General features: G+C 51.1%; 17 protein-coding genes and 6 tRNA genes. 2 read left to right on the top strand and 21 right to left on the bottom strand.

What is annotated here, in order from left to right; genetic code table 11:
- Nucleotides 1-20: 20 nt before the first annotated feature.
- The 9 genes from HP572_RS03650 to miaB all read right to left on the bottom strand — a co-directional run bounded on the left by HP572_RS03650 (nt 21) and on the right by miaB (nt 9,643).
- Nucleotides 21-746, bottom strand: coding sequence for an amino acid ABC transporter ATP-binding protein (locus tag HP572_RS03650; RefSeq protein WP_205552632.1), 726 nt, complete (start codon nt 744-746; stop codon nt 21-23).
- On the bottom strand, nt 746-1,420 hold the full coding sequence (gltK, locus tag HP572_RS03655) for a glutamate/aspartate ABC transporter permease GltK (RefSeq protein WP_205552630.1): 675 nt from the start codon (nt 1,418-1,420) through the stop codon (nt 746-748). Before gltK ends, HP572_RS03650 begins: the two co-directional genes overlap by 1 nt.
- A 3-nt stretch (nt 1,421-1,423) precedes the next feature.
- Complete coding sequence (locus tag HP572_RS03660) at nt 1,424-2,164, bottom strand: amino acid ABC transporter permease (RefSeq protein ID WP_039472509.1); 741 nt, start codon at nt 2,162-2,164, stop codon at nt 1,424-1,426.
- 219 nt (nt 2,165-2,383) lie between these two features.
- A complete protein-coding gene (locus tag HP572_RS03665; protein WP_040032949.1) occupies nt 2,384-3,280 on the bottom strand; it encodes an amino acid ABC transporter substrate-binding protein in 897 nt (298 codons plus the stop codon).
- 407 nt (nt 3,281-3,687) lie between these two features.
- The gene (lnt, locus tag HP572_RS03670; protein WP_240584802.1) at nt 3,688-5,217 is read right to left on the bottom strand and encodes an apolipoprotein N-acyltransferase; all 1,530 of its coding nucleotides are present in this window, start codon (nt 5,215-5,217) and stop codon (nt 3,688-3,690) included.
- Between the two features lie 7 nt (nt 5,218-5,224).
- On the bottom strand, nt 5,225-6,103 hold the full coding sequence (gene corC / locus HP572_RS03675; RefSeq protein ID WP_010298789.1) for a CNNM family magnesium/cobalt transport protein CorC: 879 nt from the start codon (nt 6,101-6,103) through the stop codon (nt 5,225-5,227).
- 251 nt (nt 6,104-6,354) lie between these two features.
- Nucleotides 6,355-6,834: an rRNA maturation RNase YbeY gene (gene ybeY / locus HP572_RS03680; protein ID WP_039275337.1), complete on the bottom strand. Its 480-nt coding sequence runs from the start codon at nt 6,832-6,834 to the stop codon at nt 6,355-6,357.
- Nucleotides 6,831-7,889 (bottom strand): PhoH family protein, encoded by a 1,059-nt coding sequence (locus HP572_RS03685; protein WP_014914633.1) that lies wholly within the window; start codon nt 7,887-7,889, stop codon nt 6,831-6,833. Before HP572_RS03685 ends, ybeY begins: the two co-directional genes overlap by 4 nt.
- Nucleotides 7,890-8,218: 329 nt before the next feature.
- A complete protein-coding gene (miaB, locus tag HP572_RS03690; RefSeq protein ID WP_010285423.1) occupies nt 8,219-9,643 on the bottom strand; it encodes a tRNA (N6-isopentenyl adenosine(37)-C2)-methylthiotransferase MiaB in 1,425 nt (474 codons plus the stop codon).
- A gap of 227 nt (nt 9,644-9,870) precedes the next feature.
- On the opposite strand from miaB, the gene ubiF reads away from it, so the two are divergent.
- Nucleotides 9,871-11,037: a 3-demethoxyubiquinol 3-hydroxylase gene (gene ubiF, locus HP572_RS03695; RefSeq protein ID WP_240584803.1), complete on the top strand. Its 1,167-nt coding sequence runs from the start codon at nt 9,871-9,873 to the stop codon at nt 11,035-11,037.
- Between the two features lie 22 nt (nt 11,038-11,059).
- On the opposite strand, the gene HP572_RS03700 is transcribed toward ubiF, so the two are convergent.
- The 12 genes from HP572_RS03700 to nagB form a co-directional block, all read right to left on the bottom strand.
- Nucleotides 11,060-11,689, bottom strand: a complete 630-nt coding sequence (locus tag HP572_RS03700) for a hypothetical protein (RefSeq protein ID WP_240584804.1) — start codon at nt 11,687-11,689, stop codon at nt 11,060-11,062.
- Nucleotides 11,690-11,872: 183 nt separating this feature from the next.
- Entirely contained in the window at nt 11,873-12,361 is a 489-nt protein-coding gene (locus HP572_RS03705; RefSeq protein WP_240584805.1) for a hypothetical protein, read from the bottom strand.
- A 155-nt stretch (nt 12,362-12,516) separates the two neighbouring features.
- Nucleotides 12,517-12,591: transfer RNA gene (locus tag HP572_RS03710), tRNA-Gln, on the bottom strand.
- A gap of 6 nt (nt 12,592-12,597) precedes the next feature.
- Nucleotides 12,598-12,674: transfer RNA gene (locus tag HP572_RS03715), tRNA-Met, on the bottom strand.
- Nucleotides 12,675-12,727: 53 nt separating this feature from the next.
- A tRNA-Gln gene (locus tag HP572_RS03720) sits at nt 12,728-12,802 on the bottom strand.
- A gap of 35 nt (nt 12,803-12,837) precedes the next feature.
- Nucleotides 12,838-12,912 (bottom strand) — tRNA-Gln (locus tag HP572_RS03725).
- A 56-nt stretch (nt 12,913-12,968) separates the two neighbouring features.
- Nucleotides 12,969-13,053: transfer RNA gene (locus tag HP572_RS03730), tRNA-Leu, on the bottom strand.
- Nucleotides 13,054-13,061: 8 nt separating this feature from the next.
- Nucleotides 13,062-13,138, bottom strand: a tRNA-Met gene (locus HP572_RS03735).
- A 219-nt stretch (nt 13,139-13,357) separates the two neighbouring features.
- Nucleotides 13,358-15,022, bottom strand: coding sequence for an asparagine synthase B (gene asnB, locus HP572_RS03740; RefSeq protein ID WP_010285438.1), 1,665 nt, complete (start codon nt 15,020-15,022; stop codon nt 13,358-13,360).
- Between the two features lie 203 nt (nt 15,023-15,225).
- Nucleotides 15,226-16,449: an ROK family protein gene (locus tag HP572_RS03745; protein ID WP_240584806.1), complete on the bottom strand. Its 1,224-nt coding sequence runs from the start codon at nt 16,447-16,449 to the stop codon at nt 15,226-15,228.
- Between the two features lie 97 nt (nt 16,450-16,546).
- Entirely contained in the window at nt 16,547-17,692 is a 1,146-nt protein-coding gene (gene nagA / locus HP572_RS03750; protein WP_240585684.1) for an N-acetylglucosamine-6-phosphate deacetylase, read from the bottom strand.
- Between the two features lie 18 nt (nt 17,693-17,710).
- Nucleotides 17,711-18,511, bottom strand: coding sequence for a glucosamine-6-phosphate deaminase (nagB, locus tag HP572_RS03755; protein WP_095994017.1), 801 nt, complete (start codon nt 18,509-18,511; stop codon nt 17,711-17,713).
- A gap of 358 nt (nt 18,512-18,869) precedes the next feature.
- Between nagB and nagE the strand changes: the two genes are divergently transcribed.
- Nucleotides 18,870-20,366: an N-acetylglucosamine-specific PTS transporter subunit IIBC gene (gene nagE, locus HP572_RS03760; RefSeq protein ID WP_240584807.1), complete on the top strand. Its 1,497-nt coding sequence runs from the start codon at nt 18,870-18,872 to the stop codon at nt 20,364-20,366.
- The last annotated feature ends 32 nt before the right edge of the window (nt 20,367-20,398 follow it).

Consider the following 20,398-nt stretch of genomic DNA (forward strand, 5'->3'; position numbering starts at 1 on the left):
CGGCACGCTTTATCTGAGTATTAATGCAGGATTTTCGCCAGGAAGTCTTTCGCGCGTTCGGACTGTGGATTATTGAAGAAATCATCCTTGCGGGTGTCTTCAACGATTTTGCCTTCATCCATAAAAATCACGCGGTGCGCCACTTTACGGGCAAAGCCCATTTCATGCGTGACGACCATCATGGTCATGCCTTCCTGCGCCAATTCAACCATAACGTCCAACACTTCGTTGATCATCTCTGGATCAAGCGCGGATGTCGGTTCGTCAAATAGCATCGCGATAGGATCCATGCACAGTGCGCGCGCGATGGCGACACGCTGTTGCTGACCACCGGAAAGCTGCCCTGGGTATTTGTTGGCGTGTGCTGACAACCCAACGCGTTCCAACAGCTTCTGCGCTTTAGCTTTGGCTTCTTCACGATTACGTTTCAACACTTTCACCTGCGCCAGCGTCAGGTTCTCGATAATTGATAAATGCGGGAACAGTTCAAAGTGTTGGAATACCATCCCGACTTTGGAACGCAACTGGGCCAGATTGGTTTTCTTATCGTTAACGGCAATGCCATTGACGGTAATTTCACCTTGTTGAATTGGTTCCAGACCGTTTACGGTTTTGATCAGGGTTGATTTACCAGAGCCAGAAGGCCCGCAGACGACCACAACTTCACCTTTTTTTACTTCTGTGGAGCAGTCGGCTAGCACCTGAAATTGGCCGTACCATTTAGAAACATTTTTCAGGGAAATCATCAAACCGTCCTTTTTTTCAGGTAACTGACCAGCATTGAGGCTGAAATGCTGAAGAGAAAATAAATGAAACCGGCAAACAGGATCATTTCAACTTGTGTTCCGTCACGCTCGCCGATGGTTGAGGCGGTACGGAAGAAATCAGCGAGGCTGAGCACGTAAACCAGCGAGGTATCCTGGAACAAAACAATCCCCTGCGTCAGCAGCAGTGGAACCATCGCGCGGAATGCCTGCGGCAGAATAACCAGCTTCATGGATTGCCAGTGTGTCATGCCTAATGCGAGTGCCGCGGAGGATTGACCGCGTGACACGCTGAGAATACCCGCACGAATGATTTCCGAATAATAGGCTGCCTCGAACAGCGAGAAGGCTACCATAGCTGAAATCAGTCGAATATCGGTTTTCGGCGATAGCCCAAGCACATTTTGTAATAAGCTAGGAACCACCAGATAGAACCACAGCAGCACCATGACGAGAGGCACGGAGCGGAACAGGTTCACATACAGCTTGGCGAACCAACTGATAGGCTTGATAGGCGACAAACGCATCACCGCCAGAATCGTGCCCCAAACAATCCCGAAGACCACCGCTGTTAGCGTAATTTTGAGTGTGACAACCATCCCCTGAATCAGGTACGGCATGCTTGGCCCAATTGAGCTCCAGTCAAATTCATGCATGATTTATTTGCTCCCCATATTGCCCGGCAAACGGGTTTTTCGCTCAACGACCTGCATAATCAACATAATGACGGCATTGATACCAACATACGCCAGCGTGATGGCGGTAAAGGATTCATACGCGTGGGCGGAATAGTCCAGCAGTTTCCCCGCCTGTGCCGCCATATCAACCAGACCAATCGTAGACGCGATGGCCGAGTTTTTTACCAGGTTCAGCATCTCTGACGTCAACGGTGGAACAATCACACGGTATGCATTCGGTAGTAACACATAGCGGTAGGTTTGCGGCAGCGTCAGGCCCATCGCCAGCCCGGCGGCTTTCTGGCCGCGTGGTAGCGATTGAATCCCTGCACGCACCTGCTCACAAACGCGCGCGGCGGTGAAGAGTCCCAGACAAATCATTGATGACAGGAAGAATTGAATATTCGGATCTAGCTCGGCTTTAAACCACATACCGATGTTGACGGGAAGCAGCTCGGGAACCACCAGATACCAGGTAAAGAACTGGACAATTAGTGGGACGTTACGAAATAGTTCGACGTAGCAGGTTCCAATACCCGCAAGAAAACGATTTGGGACGGTACGCAGGATTCCAAATAGAGAACCAATAAGAAAGGCGATAATCCAGGCACAGATAGATAATGTGACGGTGACTTGCAGCCCGGACAAAATCCACCCGAGGTAGGTTGTGTTGCCGAAGGGGGCGGCTTGTAGAAATATGCCCCAGTTCCAATCTATTGACATAACGAACTCCGGTAAAAAAAGGGTAGCGAAGCTACCCTGAAGATTGATGAGCGGCCATATTCCCGTTCTGTTTCAAACTACAGGTGTATTGTTTATTTTCCTGTTTATCGAAATTTCTCGGGGCAACATGTGATGGGGAACGACCATCACATGCCTGTCTGTCCTGCCACGAATCAGCAATCAGAGGGCAGATAGCTCTGCCCTTATTCTCATTATTAATTAGTTTAGCGCTTTGTCATTTGGCGCCTTGAACAAGGCCTTCATTTCATCTGACAGTTCAAAGTTCAGGTTGAGGTCTTTTGGCGGAATAGGCTGTTTGAACCAGCGATCGAACCATTTTTCAGCTTCACCGGAGGTCTGAACTTCAGCAATGGTGTCATCAACCAGTTTCTTGAATTGCGGATCGTCTTTACGCAGCATACAGCCGTAGGCTTCTTCAGACTGCGCTTTACCGACGATGTCCCACTGATCGGCGCTTTTCGCTTTCGCACGTTCGCCCGCCAGCAGCGCGTCATCCATCATAAAGGCGACAGCACGGCCGCTTTCCAGCGTACGGAAGGAGTCACCGTGGTCTTTCGCACTGATGATACGCATCTTCAGCTGTTTTTCTTCATTCAGCTTGTTCAGCAGAACTTCAGAGGTGGTGCCGGAAGTCACTACGACGGTTTTACCCGCCAGATCCGGGAAGTCTTTTACGCCGGAATCTTTTTTGGTTAACAGACGCGTACCGACCACGAAAATGGTGTTAGAGAACGCGGCTTGTTTCTGACGTTCCAGGTTGTTAGTCGTTGAACCACATTCAAAATCAAAGGTACCGTTCTGCAACAGCGGGATACGGTTCTGAGAGGTGATAGGGAGTAGCTTGACCTGCAGATTAGGCGCATCCAGTTTTTTCTTAACCGCTTCAACAATTTTGTCAGAGTAGGCTTGAGAGTAGCCGACCACTTTTTGCGTGTTGTCATAGTAGGAAAAAGGCACGGACGATTCGCGGTGTCCAATGACGATCACGCCATTATCTTTGACCTTTTTCAATGTACCGGCCAGATCTTCAGCCTGAGCTACGCTGGCGGCGGTGCCAAGCAGAAGCAGTGATAATGCCAGTTTACGCATTTGCATGTTCTAACTCCTTTGCTGTCGTTATATACCTGTCATCTTCAAGTTAACATTGTCTTCAAGCTAACATCGTATTGCTGTATCACTGATGATGCTTTGCGACTTATCTGTGATAACGCTGCACCGTTAAAGCGCGAAGTTACTGTCTATACAGTTAAAAAGTAGCTGATTGTAAATAGATTGAAATAGAAATGTTTGTTTTTTGCGATATCCGCCGCACCAAATAACAGCAATGTCAGAGGGTGGCACCAATTTGGTGCGTTACTTGCCCCAATAGAGAGCTTTACGCCGACGTAATATCCAAAAAAATACAGAAACAACCCTTTACAGGGTAATAAGAGGCAAATACCGTGCCATAAATAAAAAAAGGCATGCAAAAGCATGCCTTTAGGGATGGGAAGAGGGGCGGGTTATCGGCGACGCAAACCGAAGAAAACGGCAGCGACACCGCCTAGTAGCGTAATGATCCAGAGCGGCCAGGAACCGAAGCGCGCATAAGGCGTTATCCCCGTTGCTGGCACGACCTGCGTGCTCAGCACCGCACGCGTAAACTGCGGCAGACTGGCGCTGACATTGCCATCAGGGGTAATCACCGCGGTGACGCCGTTATTGGTACTACGAATCAGAGGACGCCCTAATTCCAGTGCGCGCATGCGTGCCATCTGGAAGTGTTGCCACGGGCCGATTGAATGACCAAACCAAGCATCGTTCGAGATGGTCAGCAGCATATCGGTGTCTGGCCGGAAGTTATCCCGCAACTGCTGGCCTAAGATGATTTCATAACAAATGGCGGCGTTGAGCTTGAAGCCGTGCACAGAAAGCTGAGGCTGAACGTAGTCTCCGCGGCTGAACGACGACATGGGGAGATCGAAGAACGGCGCCAGCGGACGTAACAACGTTTCCAGCGGGACAAACTCGCCAAAAGGTACCAGATGGTTTTTGTTGTAACGGTTCGTTGTGGGGTAGTGATACGGATCTTTGTCACCCAAAACGATCACTGAGTTATAAAAATCGGTTTTATTACCCTCACGCCGGATATCGACGATACCCGTAATCAGGCTGCTATTACGGCTACGCAGAATGTCGTCAATTTGCTTCAGATAAGCACCCTGACGGCTTTCAATATCAGGAATTGCCGTTTCTGGCCAGATAACTATGGGGGCCTTGTCCATATAGGGCAGGCTGTTATCCAGATAGATCTTCAGCGTGTTCAACAGCTCATCTTGTTCCCATTTCATGGCCTGCGGGATATTGCCCTGTACCAGTGCGACATTGACGGCGCGTTCAGGTTGCAGGGTATACCACTGCACGTTGCGCAGCGGCCATGATAAAACGAAAACGCCGATGGCAATGGCTGCCGGCGCGATTTTTCGTTGGTTGATGGCATAAACGAGCAGTCCGCTAAGGCTCATCAACAGGAAGGTAATGGTGTCGATACCCAGAATAGGCGCGATACCTTTGAGCGGGCCGTCAATTTGGCTGTAGCCGAATTGCAGCCACGGAAAACCGGTGAGCACCCAGCCGCGTAGAAATTCGGTTAACTGCCAGAGTACGGGAGCGGCAAGCGCCAGACGCCACAGAGTTGTTTTCGGCCACAGGCGTGAGAGTAGGGCAGCAAACAGCAATGGATAGAGCGACAAATAGGCAGCGAGCAGAATGACCAGCGCGACATTGACAGGCCCCGGCATTCCGCCAAACTGCGCGATGCTGACGTAAACCCAGTTAACGCCGCTGCCGAACAGACCCAATCCCCAGCAAAATCCTATCCAGGCTGACTGACGACTCGTACGGTTGAGCGTCAGTGCCTGTAGGCCCATGAGCGAGATAATCGCCGCAGGCCAGAAATCAAAGGGAGAAAATGCCAGCGTGCCACAGGCACCAAATAAGAGCGCCAGCAGGGCTTTGACCTGCTGGCGTTGTAGAAAAGAAGCGACAACCATTGCCAAATTATTCTTCCAATTTTGGTTGAGGGGCATTGTCAGGGATTCTGACATGAACCTGAATAATACGGCGGCTGTCCGCCATCGCAACCTTAAACAGGTAACCTTCTATGTCGATGGTTTCGCCACGGGCAGGAAGATGGCCGAATGACTGCATAACCAAGCCGCCAATGGTGTCGACCTCGTCATCGCTGAACCGTGTACCGAAAGCTTCGTTAAAATCTTCGATATCGGTTAAAGCACGAACGGTGTAGGTCTGGCGATTAAGCTGACGAATATCTCTGTCTTCTTCATCGTCATATTCGTCTTCAATTTCGCCGACAATCAACTCAAGAATATCTTCAATCGTGACCAGACCGGATACGCCACCAAACTCATCGATGACAATCGCCATGTGATAGCGCAGCGAGCGGAACTCGTTCAGCATTCTATCAACGCGTTTACTTTCCGGCACAACCACGGCGGAACGCAGAACTTTATCCATACTGAAGGGCTCGGAATCGCTGCGCATAAACGGCAGCAAATCCTTCGCCATCAGGATGCCTTCAATGTGGTCTTTATCTTCGCTAATTACGGGGAAACGAGAGTGGGCGGATTCGATAATCACGTCCAGACACTCTTCCAGCGTTTGATCGCGCTTGAGCGTAATCATCTGCGAGCGAGGGATCATGATGTCGCGTACACGCTGGTCGGCGATATCCATGACGCCTTCGAGCATATCTCGTGTTTCAGGATCGATCAGGTCATTCTGTTCGGAATCACGAATCAGAGTGAGTAGGCCGTTACGATCTTTTGGCTCGCCGTGAAAAAGCTGATTAAGAATAAGAGAAAAGAAGCCCTTTTTGGGACTGGGTGCATCGCTGTTTTGAGAATGGTCGTCGCTCATGCGTTTTAATTAACATCACTCTTGTTAAGGGATTATTGCCAGCCGTTGGAATCAAAACAGCGGCTGACGTGGGGCAGATAAGTACCCGATATCTTCCCGATCTCGGGCTATACCCGTCATACTTCAAGCTGCATGTGCGTTGGCTTTCCTCACTCACCCAGTCACTTACTGGTGTAAGCTCCTGGGATTCGCTGTGTCGCCGCCTTCTTGCAACTCGAATTATTTAGGGGCTATACAAAATGTATTTCTATTTATTCGGTGAGGCCATCTTTTTCTGCAAGGTAAGGATCGGCATAGCCCATACTTTGCATAATCTCGGTTTCCAGCGCTTCCATTTCTTCGGCTTCGCTGTCTTCGATATGGTCATACCCTAGCAGATGCAGGCTACCATGGACAACCATGTGCGCCCAGTGCTCTTCTACGGTTTTTTCCTGCTCTGCGGCTTCACGCTCGACAACCTGACGGCAGATGATTAAATCGCCAAGCAAAGGAAGCTCGACCTCAGGCGGTGCTTCGAAAGGAAACGACAATACGTTGGTCGGCTTGTCTTTACCGCGATAGGTGTTATTCAGGTCGCGGCTCTCTGCTTCATCCACAATACGGATCGTGACTTCAGAGACTTCCTGAAACTGTGGCAGAACGCCTTCCAGCCAGCGCTGAAAGTCTTTTTCTTCCGGTAGCCCTTGTGCTTGCTCGCTGGCGATTTGTAAATCCAGAATCACCTGACTCATTTTTGCTCCTGATCTGATGCCGCAGCCTGTGCTTCACGCTTACGCTGTTCTGCTAAGGCGTCTTTACGTTTCTGTTCGGCATTTTCCCACGCTTCATAGGCATTCACAATCCGCGCAACAACCGGATGGCGCACCACGTCTTCGCTGTGGAAAAAGTTAAAGCTGATCTCTTCCACATCGGCCAGCACTTCTATCGCGTGGCGTAAGCCGGATTTCAGATTCTTCGGCAGGTCAATCTGCGTGACGTCACCAGTGATGACCGCTTTTGAGTTGAAGCCGATGCGCGTCAGGAACATTTTCATCTGTTCGATGGTGGTGTTCTGGCTTTCATCCAGAATGATAAAGGCATCGTTCAGCGTTCGGCCACGCATGTAAGCCAGTGGCGCGACTTCAATTACGTTGCGTTCGATGAGTTTCTCTACGCGCTCAAAACCTAGCATTTCAAACAGAGCATCATAAAGCGGGCGCAGGTAAGGATCGACTTTCTGGCTCAGATCGCCAGGCAGGAAGCCCAGCTTTTCACCGGCTTCGACTGCCGGGCGCGTTAGCAGAATACGGCGAATATCCTGACGCTCCAGTGCATCCACGGCGGCAGCGACGGCTAAGTAAGTTTTCCCCGTTCCTGCCGGGCCAACGCCGAATGTGATGTCGTGATCGAGGATATTGGCGACATACTGCGCCTGATTCGGCGTGCGCGGTTTGATTACGCCGCGTTTGGTGCGGATATTGACCACTTTGCCATAGTCAGGAACGTGCTCCGCAGACTGTTCCAGCACGCGAGATTCTTTAATCGCCAGGTGAATTTGCTCAGGATCGATATCGCCGATGACGCCACGTACCGGGGCCGTATCGACATACAGACGTTGCAGGATATCGGCGGCAGCTTGCGTGAGCAGGTTTTTACCGACCAGCTTAAACTGGTTATCCCGGCGATTGATCTCGATGCCTAAGCGGCGCTCTAACTGCTTAATATTGTCATCAAACGGACCGCAAAGGCTGAGCAGGCGTTGGTTATCTGCGGGTTCAAGGGCAATCTCTTTTGTCGTTACGTTCAAATTATTCCTCTTGAGCGTTACTGCGCTGGCACGTTCTGCCAGCACAAAATGAACAGTTGTCAGACGGCCTGATGTATCAGCCATATGAATGAATTATTCATCGTGAATGCCCGATGGTGCAAGTCACAATCATGATATTGGGATGCTGCCTCGCAAAAGCAAATGTAAGCGGCATGAAATTGAAGCGGATAGCTGGCCATAAAAAAACGCAGGAGCGTTTTTCAACGTTGCATCGCAACGGCCAGAAGGGTGGCAGACTATCCAGGTCTGCCATAAAAAATGGGTGGCTTTGCCACCCATCATCACGCTGAGACTGAAACGTACGTCGATTACGGCTGATAGAACCCGACGCCGATCTCATTCTCTTTGCGGGTTCGCGCAATCACGGAAGACGGTGATTCATGTACGCGCAGATCCATTTGATCTTCGGTGCGCACCACGATGCCGCGCAGCGAGTTGGTATAAACATCAACGATTTCCACATCGACGAATTTACCGATCATATCCGGCGTGCCTTCAAAGTTGACGACCCGGTTGTTTTCCGTACGGCCAGACAGCTCCATCACGCTCTTACGCGAGGTGCCTTCTACCAGAATACGCTGGACGGTGCCCAACATGAGGCGGCTAAAGCGCATTGCCTGCTGGGTAATGCGCTCTTGCAGAAGATACAGACGCTGTTTTTTCTCTTCTTCTGGCACGTCATCGACCATATCCGCAGCCGGTGTACCCGGACGGGCAGAGTAGACGAAGCTGTAGCTCATATCGAAATTCACATCGGTAATCAGCTTCATCGTCTGTTCAAAGTCAGCCTGCGTTTCGCCAGGGAAACCGACAATAAAGTCAGAACTGATCAGAATGCCTGGACGCGCGTTGTGCAGCTTACGGATGATCGCTTTGTATTCCAGCGCGGTGTGACGGCGTTTCATCATCGTCAGCACGCGGTCAGAGCCGCTTTGCACCGGCAAATGCAGGAAGCTGACCAGCTCCGGCGTATCTTCATAGACGCTGATAATATCGTCAGTGAATTCAATCGGGTGGCTGGTGGTAAAGCGGACGCGGTCGATCCCGTCAATAGCGGCGACCAAACGCAGCAGCTCAGCAAAGGAGCAGATTTCACCGTCATAGGTTTCGCCACGATAGGCGTTGACGTTCTGCCCTAACAGGTTAACTTCACGTACGCCTTGCGCGGCCAGTTGAGCGATTTCAAACAACACATCATCGCATGGGCGGCTGACTTCTTCGCCGCGGGTATAAGGCACAACGCAGAATGTGCAATATTTATTGCAGCCTTCCATGATGGAGACGAAAGCCGTTGGCCCCTCGGCTCGCGGTTCTGGCAGGCGGTCGAATTTTTCGATTTCAGGGAAACTGATATCCACGATCGGGCTACGGGTGCCCTGAACGTGATTAATCATTTCCGGCAGGCGGTGTAAGGTTTGCGGGCCAAAAATAACGTCAACGTAGTGCGCACGTTCACGAATATGCGCGCCTTCCTGTGAGGCCACGCAGCCACCGACACCAATAATCAGGTTCGGATTGAGATCTTTCAGCGTTTTCCAACGGCCAAGTTGATGGAAGACCTTTTCCTGCGCCTTTTCACGGATCGAACAGGTATTGAGCAGCAGGACATCGGCTTCTTCAGCGATTTCAGTCAGCTCATAGCCGTGCGTACTTCCCAGTAAATCAGCCATCTTTGATGAATCGTACTCATTCATCTGACAGCCCCAGGTTTTAATATGCAGTTTTTTTGTCATCGACTTACCATTACTCAGTGCGGATAAGAAAGATTCCCCTCATTTGGGATGGGTATTGTAGTCGCTCGCCGACGTTGTGACCAGCGCCGGAAACCACGCTGATTTGATAACTCCTTACTTTTTATAAAAATGCGGCTTTTCTGAAAAGTTACCCGTAAATCCAGTACACTATTTTCATGCATTTTTACTGGTGTGAATAAACCAGAATCAGAGAGGATAAAGCCAATATGCATTACGATGCGATTGTGGTTGGCGGTGGTATGGTCGGTGCGGCCGCGGTGCTTGGGCTGGCACAGCAAGGATTTCAGGTTGCGGTAGTTGAGCAGGACATGCCGACGCCGTTTGATGCCGCCAGTCCGCCAGATTTACGGATCTCGGCGATTGGCTATGCGTCGGTTGCGCTATTGAAAGAGCTGGGCGCATGGCAGCGGGTGCAGCAGATGCGTAGCGCGCCTTACCGTCGGTTGGAAACCTGGGAATGGGCGAATGCCAGAGTCGTTTTTGATGCTGCCGACATTCACCTGCCCGAACTGGGTTTTATGGTAGAAAACCGCGTGCTGCAATTGGCGCTCTGGGACAGTTTGCAGGAAGAAGAACGCTGCCACTGTTATTGCCCGGCTACGCCGCAGAGTCTGCAACGCACCGATGATGGTTGGTGTTTACAGCTTGCCGATGGGCAACAGCTGACGGCTGCGCTGGTGATTGGCGCCGATGGCGCGAACTCTCAGGTTCGCCAGTGGGCGGGGATTGGCATCAGCGGCTGGCAGTATCGTCAGTCTTGTATGTTGATCGGCGTTGAGACCTCGCAGCCCCAGCAGGATGTGACCTGGCAGCAGTTCACGCCGAGCGGCCCGCGTGCGTTTTTGCCGCTGTTTGACCAGTGGGGATCGCTGGTGTGGTATGACAGTCCTCAACGTATTCGCCAGCTTCAGGCAATGCCGCTTGCGCAGTTGGATAAAGAAATTGCGGCTGCGTTTCCTGAGCGATTGGGCAAGGTCAAGGCACTCTCCGCCGGGTCGTTCCCGCTGGTCAGACGCCATGCGCAAACCTATATCAAACCTGGCTTGGTGTTGCTGGGCGATGCTGCGCATACCATCAATCCGCTGGCGGGGCAGGGCGTTAATCTGGGGTATCGTGACGTTGAGGCGCTGCTGGATGTGCTAATCAACGCGCGTAATGCAGGAGAAGAATGGGCTTCTGAGCGCGTGTTACGCCGCTATCAGTGTCGCCGTATGCCGGATAATCTGATGATGCAAAGCGGGATGGATCTCTTCTATAACGCGTTCAGTAATGCGTTACCGCCGCTGAGCTTTGCGCGCAATATGGCGCTGATGGTTGCACAGCGCGCTGGCGTGTTAAAGCAGCGCGCGTTGAAATATGCTATTGGCGTCTGATGAATAATGAGGACGCAGCCCGCTACTGTACGGGTTCGGCGGTGAAAATAATATCGGTGTCCTCATTAGTTGTTGCCGTAAAGCGAACATGTCCTATCTGCCTAACACCTTTACCTGAGGTCTGGCTATCCTGAAGCAAGCCGAACATCATTTCGGTCATCTCAGGGCTCTCGAGACTGTTTTCTCCTGATGACGCTCCGCTCAATAGCGCAGAAAACGCGGCAGTGACGATTTGCAGATTCTGTCTTGTTGCATCGGGGGATTCTGACGCGGCGTTGAGGATCACAAGCCCATTAAGTTGCTGGCTTTTACTCTCTACCGACCCAATTAATCCGACGTGCTCATTAAAAATGTGCTGAAAATCATCGACGGACGTTCCCTTTTCCAACTTAACGGTCAATTCGAGAGGGATATTGAGTTTCTTCAGGTTGGCATTCATCCGGTCAGCGAACGTTTGTGAAGACATCTTAAAAGAAGGGACGCCAGCCGCATCAGTCGATGTGATGAAGCAAAACAGCAACGCCACGCTGAGTAGTAGTTTGCTTAACTGCGCACGTATGACAGACCATTGCGACTGGCCGACGCCACTCTGCTGTGGCAGCACAACGTGGCTGAAATCATGAGTAACAGAGGATGTCGATAAAACCTTCATGCCCGCCCTTTTGGGAAAATCGAATGATTGATTTGCATATGTTAGCACCGGATGATGTTAATACCAGACATAACAAAACGGGGCGACGTCTTTCGACTGTCGCCTCGCCTGCGGTTTTCAGGTATCAATTTTATTTTTCTACAAACGGGTGGGCCAGCCTGCGCTACTGCCGGGATTCTGGTGTTACAGCTTCCCTTCTGCAAGATCGAAGTTAACCACTCCTTTAGTTTTTAGATCTAAAGTGCATGCATATGTAATCGTTGTTTTGGCGTTAAAGCTATTTGTGAATTTGACTTTGTCGCCGATGAACGTTAGCTGATTGCTTTTGCTGTCGAGTAAAAAGCGGGAAAAGATATTATCGAGTATGTCGTCAGCCCATTCGTAATCGTACTTTGAGGCTTTTTCTACAAGAGGCTTACAGTGAGCTGTCGCGTCAACAACATTGGCTTTGAAAAGGCATTGCCCATCGGTAGAGCTACAAGTTTTTGGTGCTGTACTTTCGTCATCACCACTAACCCAACGGAATATTCCCCATCCGATAGCAACTAGCATAACTGTCATAACTAACAATATGCCCAATGTGACGCCTGGGTCTTTAATCCCGCAGTGTGGGCAAACCTTTGCCGACATGGATACTTCTTTTTTACACACTCTGCATTTCGTTAATGCCATGTGGAAATTCCGTCTTCAAAATAACAGCTAAGAAAATTGAACATAACAAGAGGCGCTTTTTGTCTTTCTGTCGCCACTTTGTCGCCATGCATAACAAAACGGGGCGACGTCTTTCGACTGTCGCCCCGTTTCTTTGCTGTTTTACCAGCTTTATTTGGCTGGGGTACGAGGATTCGAACCTCGGAATGCCGGAATCAGAATCCGGTGCCTTACCGCTTGGCGATACCCCAAAAATATGGTGGCTACGACGGGAATCGAACCTGTGACCCCAGCATTATGAGTGCTGTGCTCTAACCAGCTGAGCTACGTAGCCAAATCTACTGCTAATGTTACTTCACTTCAACAAATCTTCTACTAACAAGTAGATGGCTGGGGTACCTGGATTCGAACCAGGGAATGCTGGTATCAAAAACCAGTGCCTTACCGCTTGGCGATACCCCAACAGGACAACGAATTTTTCAGCATATGTTTTGAAATGGCTGGGGTACCTGGATTCGAACCAGGGAATGCCGGTATCAAAAACCGGTGCCTTACCGCTTGGCGATACCCCAATCACTACAAAACACTAACAGGCTTCGAAAAGCGATGTCAGACCGAGAAGATGATATGGTGCGGGAGGCGAGACTTGAACTCGCACACCTTGCGGCGCCAGAACCTAAATCTGGTGCGTCTACCAATTTCGCCACTCCCGCAAAAAAGATGGTGGCTACGACGGGAATCGAACCTGTGACCCCAGCATTATGAGTGCTGTGCTCTAACCAGCTGAGCTACGTAGCCATCTTTTCCGCGTCACCTTCATCGGCGTTGCGGGGCGCATTATGCGTAGTTGGCCTAATTGCGTCAACTAGTTTTTTCCCGAAAAGTGCCCTCAATGTATCGTTTGTTTGGGTTGTGAACAGTATGGTGAGAAAAACGCCAAAAAGCACGCATTCCCAGTCAATTAAGCGTACAAAAACGGGCCATGAAAGGCCCGTTGATTGAAGAAATTAAATCGAATTATTTATAGGCTGACTGGTGTACGCCAACCGCACGGCCTGATGGATCATCCAGTTTCTTGAAAGATTCATCCCACTCAATCGCTTTAGCTGACGAACAGGCGACTGACGGGCCACCCGGTACACATTCTGCCGCGCTTGGAACTGGGAACAGCTCTTCGAAGATTTCACGGTACAGATACGCTTCTTTGGAGCCCGGTGTGTTGTACGGGAAGCGGAAGCGCGCCGTCTCCAACTGCTGATCGGTCACCTGCTGAGCCGCTACTTCTTTCAGCGTATCAATCCAGCTGTAGCCCACGCCGTCAGAGAACTGCTCTTTCTGACGCCATGCAACGCTGTGCGGCAAGTAGGATTCAAAGCACTCGCGCAGGATGTGTTTTTCCATCTTGCCGTTGCCACACATTTTGTCGCGTGGGTTGATGCGCATAGCGACATCGAGGAAGTTTTTGTCCAGGAACGGTACGCGAGCTTCCACGCCCCAGGCTGACATCGCTTTGTTAGCGCGGGCGCAGTCGTACTGGTGCAGTGCCAGCAGCTTACGCACGGTTTCTTCATGCAATTCTTTGGCATTTGGCGCTTTATGGAAGTAGAGGTAGCCGCCGAACACTTCGTCAGAACCTTCGCCTGACAGCACCATCTTGATGCCCATCGCTTTGATTTTACGGGACATCAGGTACATCGGTGTTGAGGCGCGAATCGTGGTGACGTCATAGGTTTCGATGTGATAAATCACGTCACGAATCGCATCCAGCCCTTCTTGCACGGTGAAGTGAATTTCGTGGTGCACGGTGCCCAAGTGGTTAGCGACTTCCTGCGCGGCTTTCAAATCTGGCGCACCTTCCAAACCGACGGCGAAAGAGTGCAACTGAGGCCACCAGGCTTCGCTACGCTCGTCATCTTCTACGCGACGTGCGGCATATTTTTTGGTGATTGCAGAGATAACGGAGGAATCCAGACCGCCAGACAGCAACACGCCGTAGGGCACGTCAGACATCAGGTGGCTTTTCACCGCTTCTTCCAGCGCATCGCGCAGCGCTTCTTTATCCGTTTCGTTGTCTTTTACTGCGTCGTAATCAAACCAGTCACGCTGGTAGTACTCGCGAATTTCGCCGTCTTTGCTCCACAGGTAGCTGCCAGCCGGGAATTCTTTGATGGTGCGGCAAACCGGAACCAGCGCTTTCATTTCAGAAGCGACGTAGAGGTTGCCGTGCTCATCGTAACCCATATACAGCGGGATGATGCCGAGGTGGTCACGGCCAATCAGGTAGGCGTCTTTTTCGCTGTCATACAGGGCAAAGGCGAACATGCCGCGCAGTTCATCCAGGAATTCCGGACCTTTTTCCTGATACAGCGCCAGAATCACTTCGCAGTCGGAGCCAGTCTGGAACGCGTAACGGTCACCGTATTGCTGACGCAATGCCTGATGGTTATAAATTTCACCGTTAACGGCCAGAATGTGGGTGCGCTCGGCGTTGTAAAGCGGCTGTGCGCCCGTGTTGACGTCAACGATAGACAGACGTTCGTGAGCCAGAATCGCTTTGTCGCTGGCATAAACGCCGGACCAGTCTGGCCCGCGGTGACGCATCAAACGGGATAACTCCAGCGCTTTCTTACGCAGTTCAACAGGATCGCTTTTCAGATCAAGCACACCAAAAATAGAACACATACATGACTCCCAGTAATGACAGATTCGAACTCAGTGCCATTGATTTAGCATCAAAGTGCCATAGGAATTCAATATTATTTAATGAAAAAAGCCATCGGCATGGTGTTTCGTTAATTTATTTGGTTTTTTGGTGGTGATTCGTTAAATTCATAGAAGGGAAAGGCCGGATTTTTAGGGATTACATAATCCGGCCAGAAAGGGAATCAGGCGTTTTCGAGTAATTGCTGTAGCAGCACGCCATTTAGCATCGCCCGTTTGACCAAGGCGAACGCGCTGATAGCAGAAAGATGGTTGAGGCTGGAGATCTCAATCGGCAGGTTGTGACGAAATTCTTTCAGCACCTGCGCGTTGATACAGCGTTGGATTGCAGGAAGCAGCGTTTTTTCTGCTTCGGTGATTTCTCCGGCAATCACGACTTTCTGCGGGTTGAACAGGTTGATCGCGATGGACAGCGCTTTGCCGAGATTGAGCCCAGCCTGTTCGATGACTTCACGGGCGAGGGCATCACCGCGGTTTGCCGCTTTGCAAATCGCAGAAATCGTGCAGCTATCGGTAGACAGTTTGCTGGGGTAGCCCTGAGCCAATAGATGTTGTACGCGTTGTTCAATCGCGGCATTGGCGACGACGGTTTCCAGACAGCCGAAATTGCCGCAGTGGCAGCGATTGCCAAGTGGATCGATCTGAATATGGCCGATCTCGCCCACATTGCCGTTACTGCCAAGAAAAATTTGCCCGTTGACGAGAATACCCGCGCCAGTGCCGCGATGGACGCGTACCAGAATAGAATCCAGTGAGTCGTGGGTGGCACCAAAATAGTGTTCTGCCAGCGCCAGGCTACGGATGTCGTGTCCGACAAAGCTGGTAACGTTGAAGTGTCGTTGCAGATTTTCGACCAGTTGCCAGTTATCCACGCTGATGTGTGGCATATAGCGGACAATGCCTGCAACCGGATCAACCAGCCCCGGCAGCACAACCGAAATCGCAATGAGCTCGCGAATACGGCGCTGATGGCTGGCGATAAAGCCGCTGATAACGTGAAAGAGCGCGGCTTCTAGCGCCTCCTGCGTTTTTTCTTGCAGATCGTAGTGCGCTTCTTCCAGCGCTTTTCCCTGCAAATCATACAGCGCAATGGTGACGTCATAGCGACCGAGGCGTACGGCTATGGTATGGAAAGGGCGGTTTTCGGTGATAATCGAAATGGCGCGTCTGCCGCCGGTGGAGGCTTGTTGATCGACTTCTTTGATGAGCCCACGTTCCAGAAGCTGGCGGGTGATTTTGGTAACGCTGGCGGGAGCAAGCTGGCTCTCTTCTGCTATCTGAATTCGTGAGATCGGACCCTGCTGGTCAATCAGGCGGTAAACCACCGCGCTGTTTAATTGCTTAACCAGATCGACATTCCCTATCTGCGCTTGTCCGCCTGTGGTCATTAAGAAGTTACTCGCTTAGGTTTAACTCAACGTGGGGGTAAACCTTATCTCAGTTTACCCCAACGTATATCCGCTTTACCCCAAGGCGTTTCTCGTTTTATCCCCAAACAGGATTACCGTTAACAAACGTCTTGAGAATGTGATAGTCACGGTCAAAGACGGTCAGGTTGGCCACTTTACCGCTTTCAATACTGCCTAACTGCTTATCCACACCGATGGCACGCGCAGGGTAGAGCGTTGCCATCCGAATCGCTTCATCCAGCGCGATGCCTGCGTGTTCGACGCTATTACGCACAGCCTCGATCATGGTCAGTGCCGAACCGCTTAGGGTGCCGTGTTCATCGACACAAATGCCATCACGGTAGTATATGGTTTTACCAGCAAAAATGAACTGGTCAATATCCGCGCCGGCCGGTGCCGTTGCGTCGGTAACCAGCACCAGCTTATCGCCCTTGATACGTTTACTGTTGCGAATATTGGCCCAGTCAACGTGTCGTCCATCCGCGATAATACCGCAATAGACTTCCGGAGCGTCGTAAATCGCGCCGACCAATCCGGGTTCGCGGCCAGTCAGATACGGCATGGCGTTGAACAGGTGGGTAGCGAAACGAATACCGGCGGCAAAACCCTGTTTCGCCTGTTCCCAGGTGGCGTTGGAATGCCCGGCAGAGACGATAATGCCCGCGGCCGTTAGCTGACGGATAACCGACGGTTCGACTTCTTCCGGTGCCAGCGTGACTTTCGTAATGGCATCCGCGTTGGCGCACAGGAAGTCGACGAGCTCCTGCGTGGGCTTGCGAATAAAGGCAGGGTCATGCGTGCCTTTCTTTAGCACATTCAGCCACGGACCTTCGAGGTGCAGCCCAAGCGCCTGATGCTTATTCTGCGCCAGCCAGTCTCTCATCACATCGATGCTGTGCTTCATAAATGCATCGCTGGAGGTAATCAGAGTAGGTAAAAAACTGGTACAGCCTGAACGCTCGTTCGCCTGCTGCATGATCTCCAACGTCTTGACGGAGATCGTGTCCAGCGAATCGTTGAACTGCACGCCGCCGCAGCCGTTCAACTGGAGATCGATAAAACCCGGGGCGAGGAGCGCACCGCTCAGGTCGTGTTGTGCAATGCCGGCAGGAAGCTCGGCAAGTGGGCAGACTCGCTCGATCAGCCCATCGGCAATCACGACGGCGTGATTATCCAGAATCTGGTGGCCAGTGAAAATCCGGCTATGGGTTAACGCGTACATCATCGACTCCCGCATCGGTTAGAGATTTTTCATACTTTCCGTTTCTAACTCACGGAAATATTTAACGGTTTTTACCTTCAGTTCCATTGTTGAAGGCTCGTCACAAACCATGATGGCTTTGGCGTGAAGTTGCAGACAGCTGATGGTCCACATATGGTTAACGTTGCCTTCTACCGCAGCCTGTAGCGCCTGCGCCTTGTTACGACCGGTCACCAGAATCATCACTTCTTCGGCATCCAGCAGCGTACCGACGCCCACGGTCAGGGCAAATTTAGGCACCAGACTGACGTCCCCGCCGAAGAAACGGGAATTGGCGATACGGGTTTCTTCTGTCAACGTTTTGATGCGGGTGCGGGAGGCCAGAGAGGAAGCGGGTTCATTGAAGGCGATATGTCCATCATTGCCCACGCCGCCCATGAAAAGGTGAATTTTCCCGTAGGACTTTATTTTCTCTTCATAACGGCGACATTCTGCTGTGGTGTCTTCTGCGTTGCCGTTCAACAGGTTAATGTTTTCACGCGGAATATCAACGTGATTGAAGAAATTCTGATGCATGAAGGTATGATAGCTTTCTGGATGATCGGTCGGCAGGCCGACATATTCATCCATATTGAAGGTGATAACGTGTTTGAAGCTCACCAGTCCCGCTTTGTGCATGGCGACCAGCGATTTGTAGGCTTCCAGTGGTGAACTGCCTGTCGGCAATCCCAGAATAAAAGGGCGCTCTGCGCTGGGCTTGAAAGCGTTAATCTTCTCAACGATGTGGCGGGCAGCCCATTTTCCGACGTCGGCGGCGGTGGTTAAAGGAATGAGTCTCATCGGCGCTCTCCTGATTTTTTAGTGGAATTAAATGTGTTATTGCGCAAATCGCGCCAGTCGCGCGTTTTGTCTATGCATTAAAATTAGTCTACTCCGTTTTTTTTAATCTTGAAATAAGTTGGGGTTTTATTCAGGTATAAACTTTTTGTATGCAGTTTTTTGGTGATTTTTATCACATAATTACGGGGTTTAATTTGTGTAGCGAATTATTTTTCTTACACTCCCCCTAAGAACCACCGCTGCCACGTTTTTTCGACAATGACGTTTTCGACAGCGGCGTTCTTCGGCAGTGAAATTTATTGGCAGGTTTGTTTGCCCCACAACATTTCATTACCTCGCAAAGGTAAGAGAGGGAAAAGTGAGTACTCTGAGCTATTTACAAAAAGTCGGTCGGGCATTGATGGTGCCTGTCGCGACGCTGCCTGCTGCCGCTATCCTGATGGGGATAGGTTACTGGATTGATCCGGTTGGCTGGGGAAGCGAGAACGCGTTGGCGGCTCTCCTCATCAAATCGGGTGAGGCGATTATCGGGCATATGGCCGTGCTGTTTGCCGTTGGTGTCGCGTACGGTATGTCGAAAGATAAAGATGGTGCGGCGGCATTGACCGGCTTTGTCGGTTATCTGGTGCTGACCACGCTGTGTTCACCGGCCGTTGTTGCCATGATCCAACGGATCCCTGTTGAACAGGTACCTGCCGCATTTGGCAAGATTGAAAACCAGTTCATCGGGATTCTGGTCGGTGTCATGTCGGCTGAACTGTATAACCGTTTTAGTCAGGTTGAATTGCCTAAGGCGCTGTCGTTCTTCAGCGGACGCCGGTTAGTCCCGATTCTGGTTTCTTTCCTGATGATTCTGGTGGCGTTCATTTTAATGTACGTCTGGCCGGTGATTTACAATGCGCTGGTGTCGTTCGGTGAATATATTCAACAGCTGGGTTCGGTTGGCGCCGGGGTTTATGCCTTCTTTAACCGTTTGCTGATTCCTGTTGGATTGCACCATGCGCTGAATTCCGTGTTCTGGTTTGATGTCGCGGGTATCAACGATATTCCTAACTTCCTGGCTGGCCAACAGTCTATCGACTCTGGCAAAGCTGTCGTGGGGATCACCGGACGTTATCAGGCGGGCTTCTTCCCGATTATGATGTTCGGCCTGCCGGGTGCTGCGCTGGCGATTTACCACTGCGCGCGCCCTGAGAACAAAAGCAAAGTGGCGGGGATTATGCTGGCGGCGGCATTTGCCTCTTTCTTTACCGGGATCACCGAACCGCTGGAATTCTCCTTCATGTTTGTTGCGCCGGTGCTGTATTTCCTGCATGCGCTGCTGACCGGTTTTTCCGTCTTTATCGCGGCCAGTATGCATTGGATTGCCGGTTTTGGTTTCAGTGCAGGTCTGGTGGATATGGTGCTGTCCTCGCGTAACCCGCTGGCTACCCAGTGGTACATGCTGCTTGCACAGGGACTGGTCTTCTTCGTCATTTACTATGTGGTGTTCCGCTTTACCATTACTCGCTTCAATCTGTTAACGCCGGGGCGTGAGCTGGCAGTGAGCGGTAGCGAAGCCGATGGCTATGATGTGAGCACTGCGTCTGCGGGCGAGAAATCAAGCGATACAGCAGCGTTGGCGCGGGGCTATTTGCAGGCGCTTGGTGGAAAAGCCAATCTGACAGGTATTGATGCCTGTATCACACGTCTGCGTTTGAACGTGGCTGATTCCTCTCTGGTTGATGATGCACAGGCAAAACGTCTTGGTGCGGCGGGCGTTATTCGTCTGAATAAGCAGAGCGTACAGATTGTGGTAGGCACACAGGCTGAATCGATAGCGACCGCGCTGAAAGCCGAGTATGACAAGATATAATGACAAGGCGTAATACGACGATGTTGATCGTT

This window comes from Pectobacterium sp. PL64 (assembly GCF_022477975.1).
Classification (GTDB): domain Bacteria; phylum Pseudomonadota; class Gammaproteobacteria; order Enterobacterales; family Enterobacteriaceae; genus Pectobacterium; species Pectobacterium jejuense.

Bases quoted from the DNA above. Each gene is read 5' to 3' on its own strand.
- HP572_RS03650 (WP_205552632.1), bottom strand. From the start codon at position 746: ATGATTTCCCTGAAAAATGTTTCTAAATGGTACGGCCAATTTCAGGTG.
- gltK (WP_205552630.1), bottom strand. From the start codon at position 1,420: ATGCATGAATTTGACTGGAGCTCAATTGGGCCAAGCATGCCGTACCTG.
- HP572_RS03660 (WP_039472509.1), bottom strand. From the start codon at position 2,164: ATGTCAATAGATTGGAACTGGGGCATATTTCTACAAGCCGCCCCCTTC.
- HP572_RS03665 (WP_040032949.1), bottom strand. From the start codon at position 3,280: ATGCAAATGCGTAAACTGGCATTATCACTGCTTCTGCTTGGCACCGCC.
- lnt (WP_240584802.1), bottom strand. From the start codon at position 5,217: ATGGTTGTCGCTTCTTTTCTACAACGCCAGCAGGTCAAAGCCCTGCTG.
- corC (WP_010298789.1), bottom strand. From the start codon at position 6,103: ATGAGCGACGACCATTCTCAAAACAGCGATGCACCCAGTCCCAAAAAG.
- ybeY (WP_039275337.1), bottom strand. From the start codon at position 6,834: ATGAGTCAGGTGATTCTGGATTTACAAATCGCCAGCGAGCAAGCACAA.
- miaB (WP_010285423.1), bottom strand. From the start codon at position 9,643: ATGACAAAAAAACTGCATATTAAAACCTGGGGCTGTCAGATGAATGAG.
- ubiF (WP_240584803.1), top strand. From the start codon at position 9,871: ATGCATTACGATGCGATTGTGGTTGGCGGTGGTATGGTCGGTGCGGCC.
- HP572_RS03700 (WP_240584804.1), bottom strand. From the start codon at position 11,689: ATGAAGGTTTTATCGACATCCTCTGTTACTCATGATTTCAGCCACGTT.
- HP572_RS03705 (WP_240584805.1), bottom strand. From the start codon at position 12,361: ATGGCATTAACGAAATGCAGAGTGTGTAAAAAAGAAGTATCCATGTCG.
- asnB (WP_010285438.1), bottom strand. From the start codon at position 15,022: ATGTGTTCTATTTTTGGTGTGCTTGATCTGAAAAGCGATCCTGTTGAA.
- HP572_RS03745 (WP_240584806.1), bottom strand. From the start codon at position 16,449: ATGACCACAGGCGGACAAGCGCAGATAGGGAATGTCGATCTGGTTAAG.
- nagA (WP_240585684.1), bottom strand. From the start codon at position 17,692: ATGTACGCGTTAACCCATAGCCGGATTTTCACTGGCCACCAGATTCTG.
- nagB (WP_095994017.1), bottom strand. From the start codon at position 18,511: ATGAGACTCATTCCTTTAACCACCGCCGCCGACGTCGGAAAATGGGCT.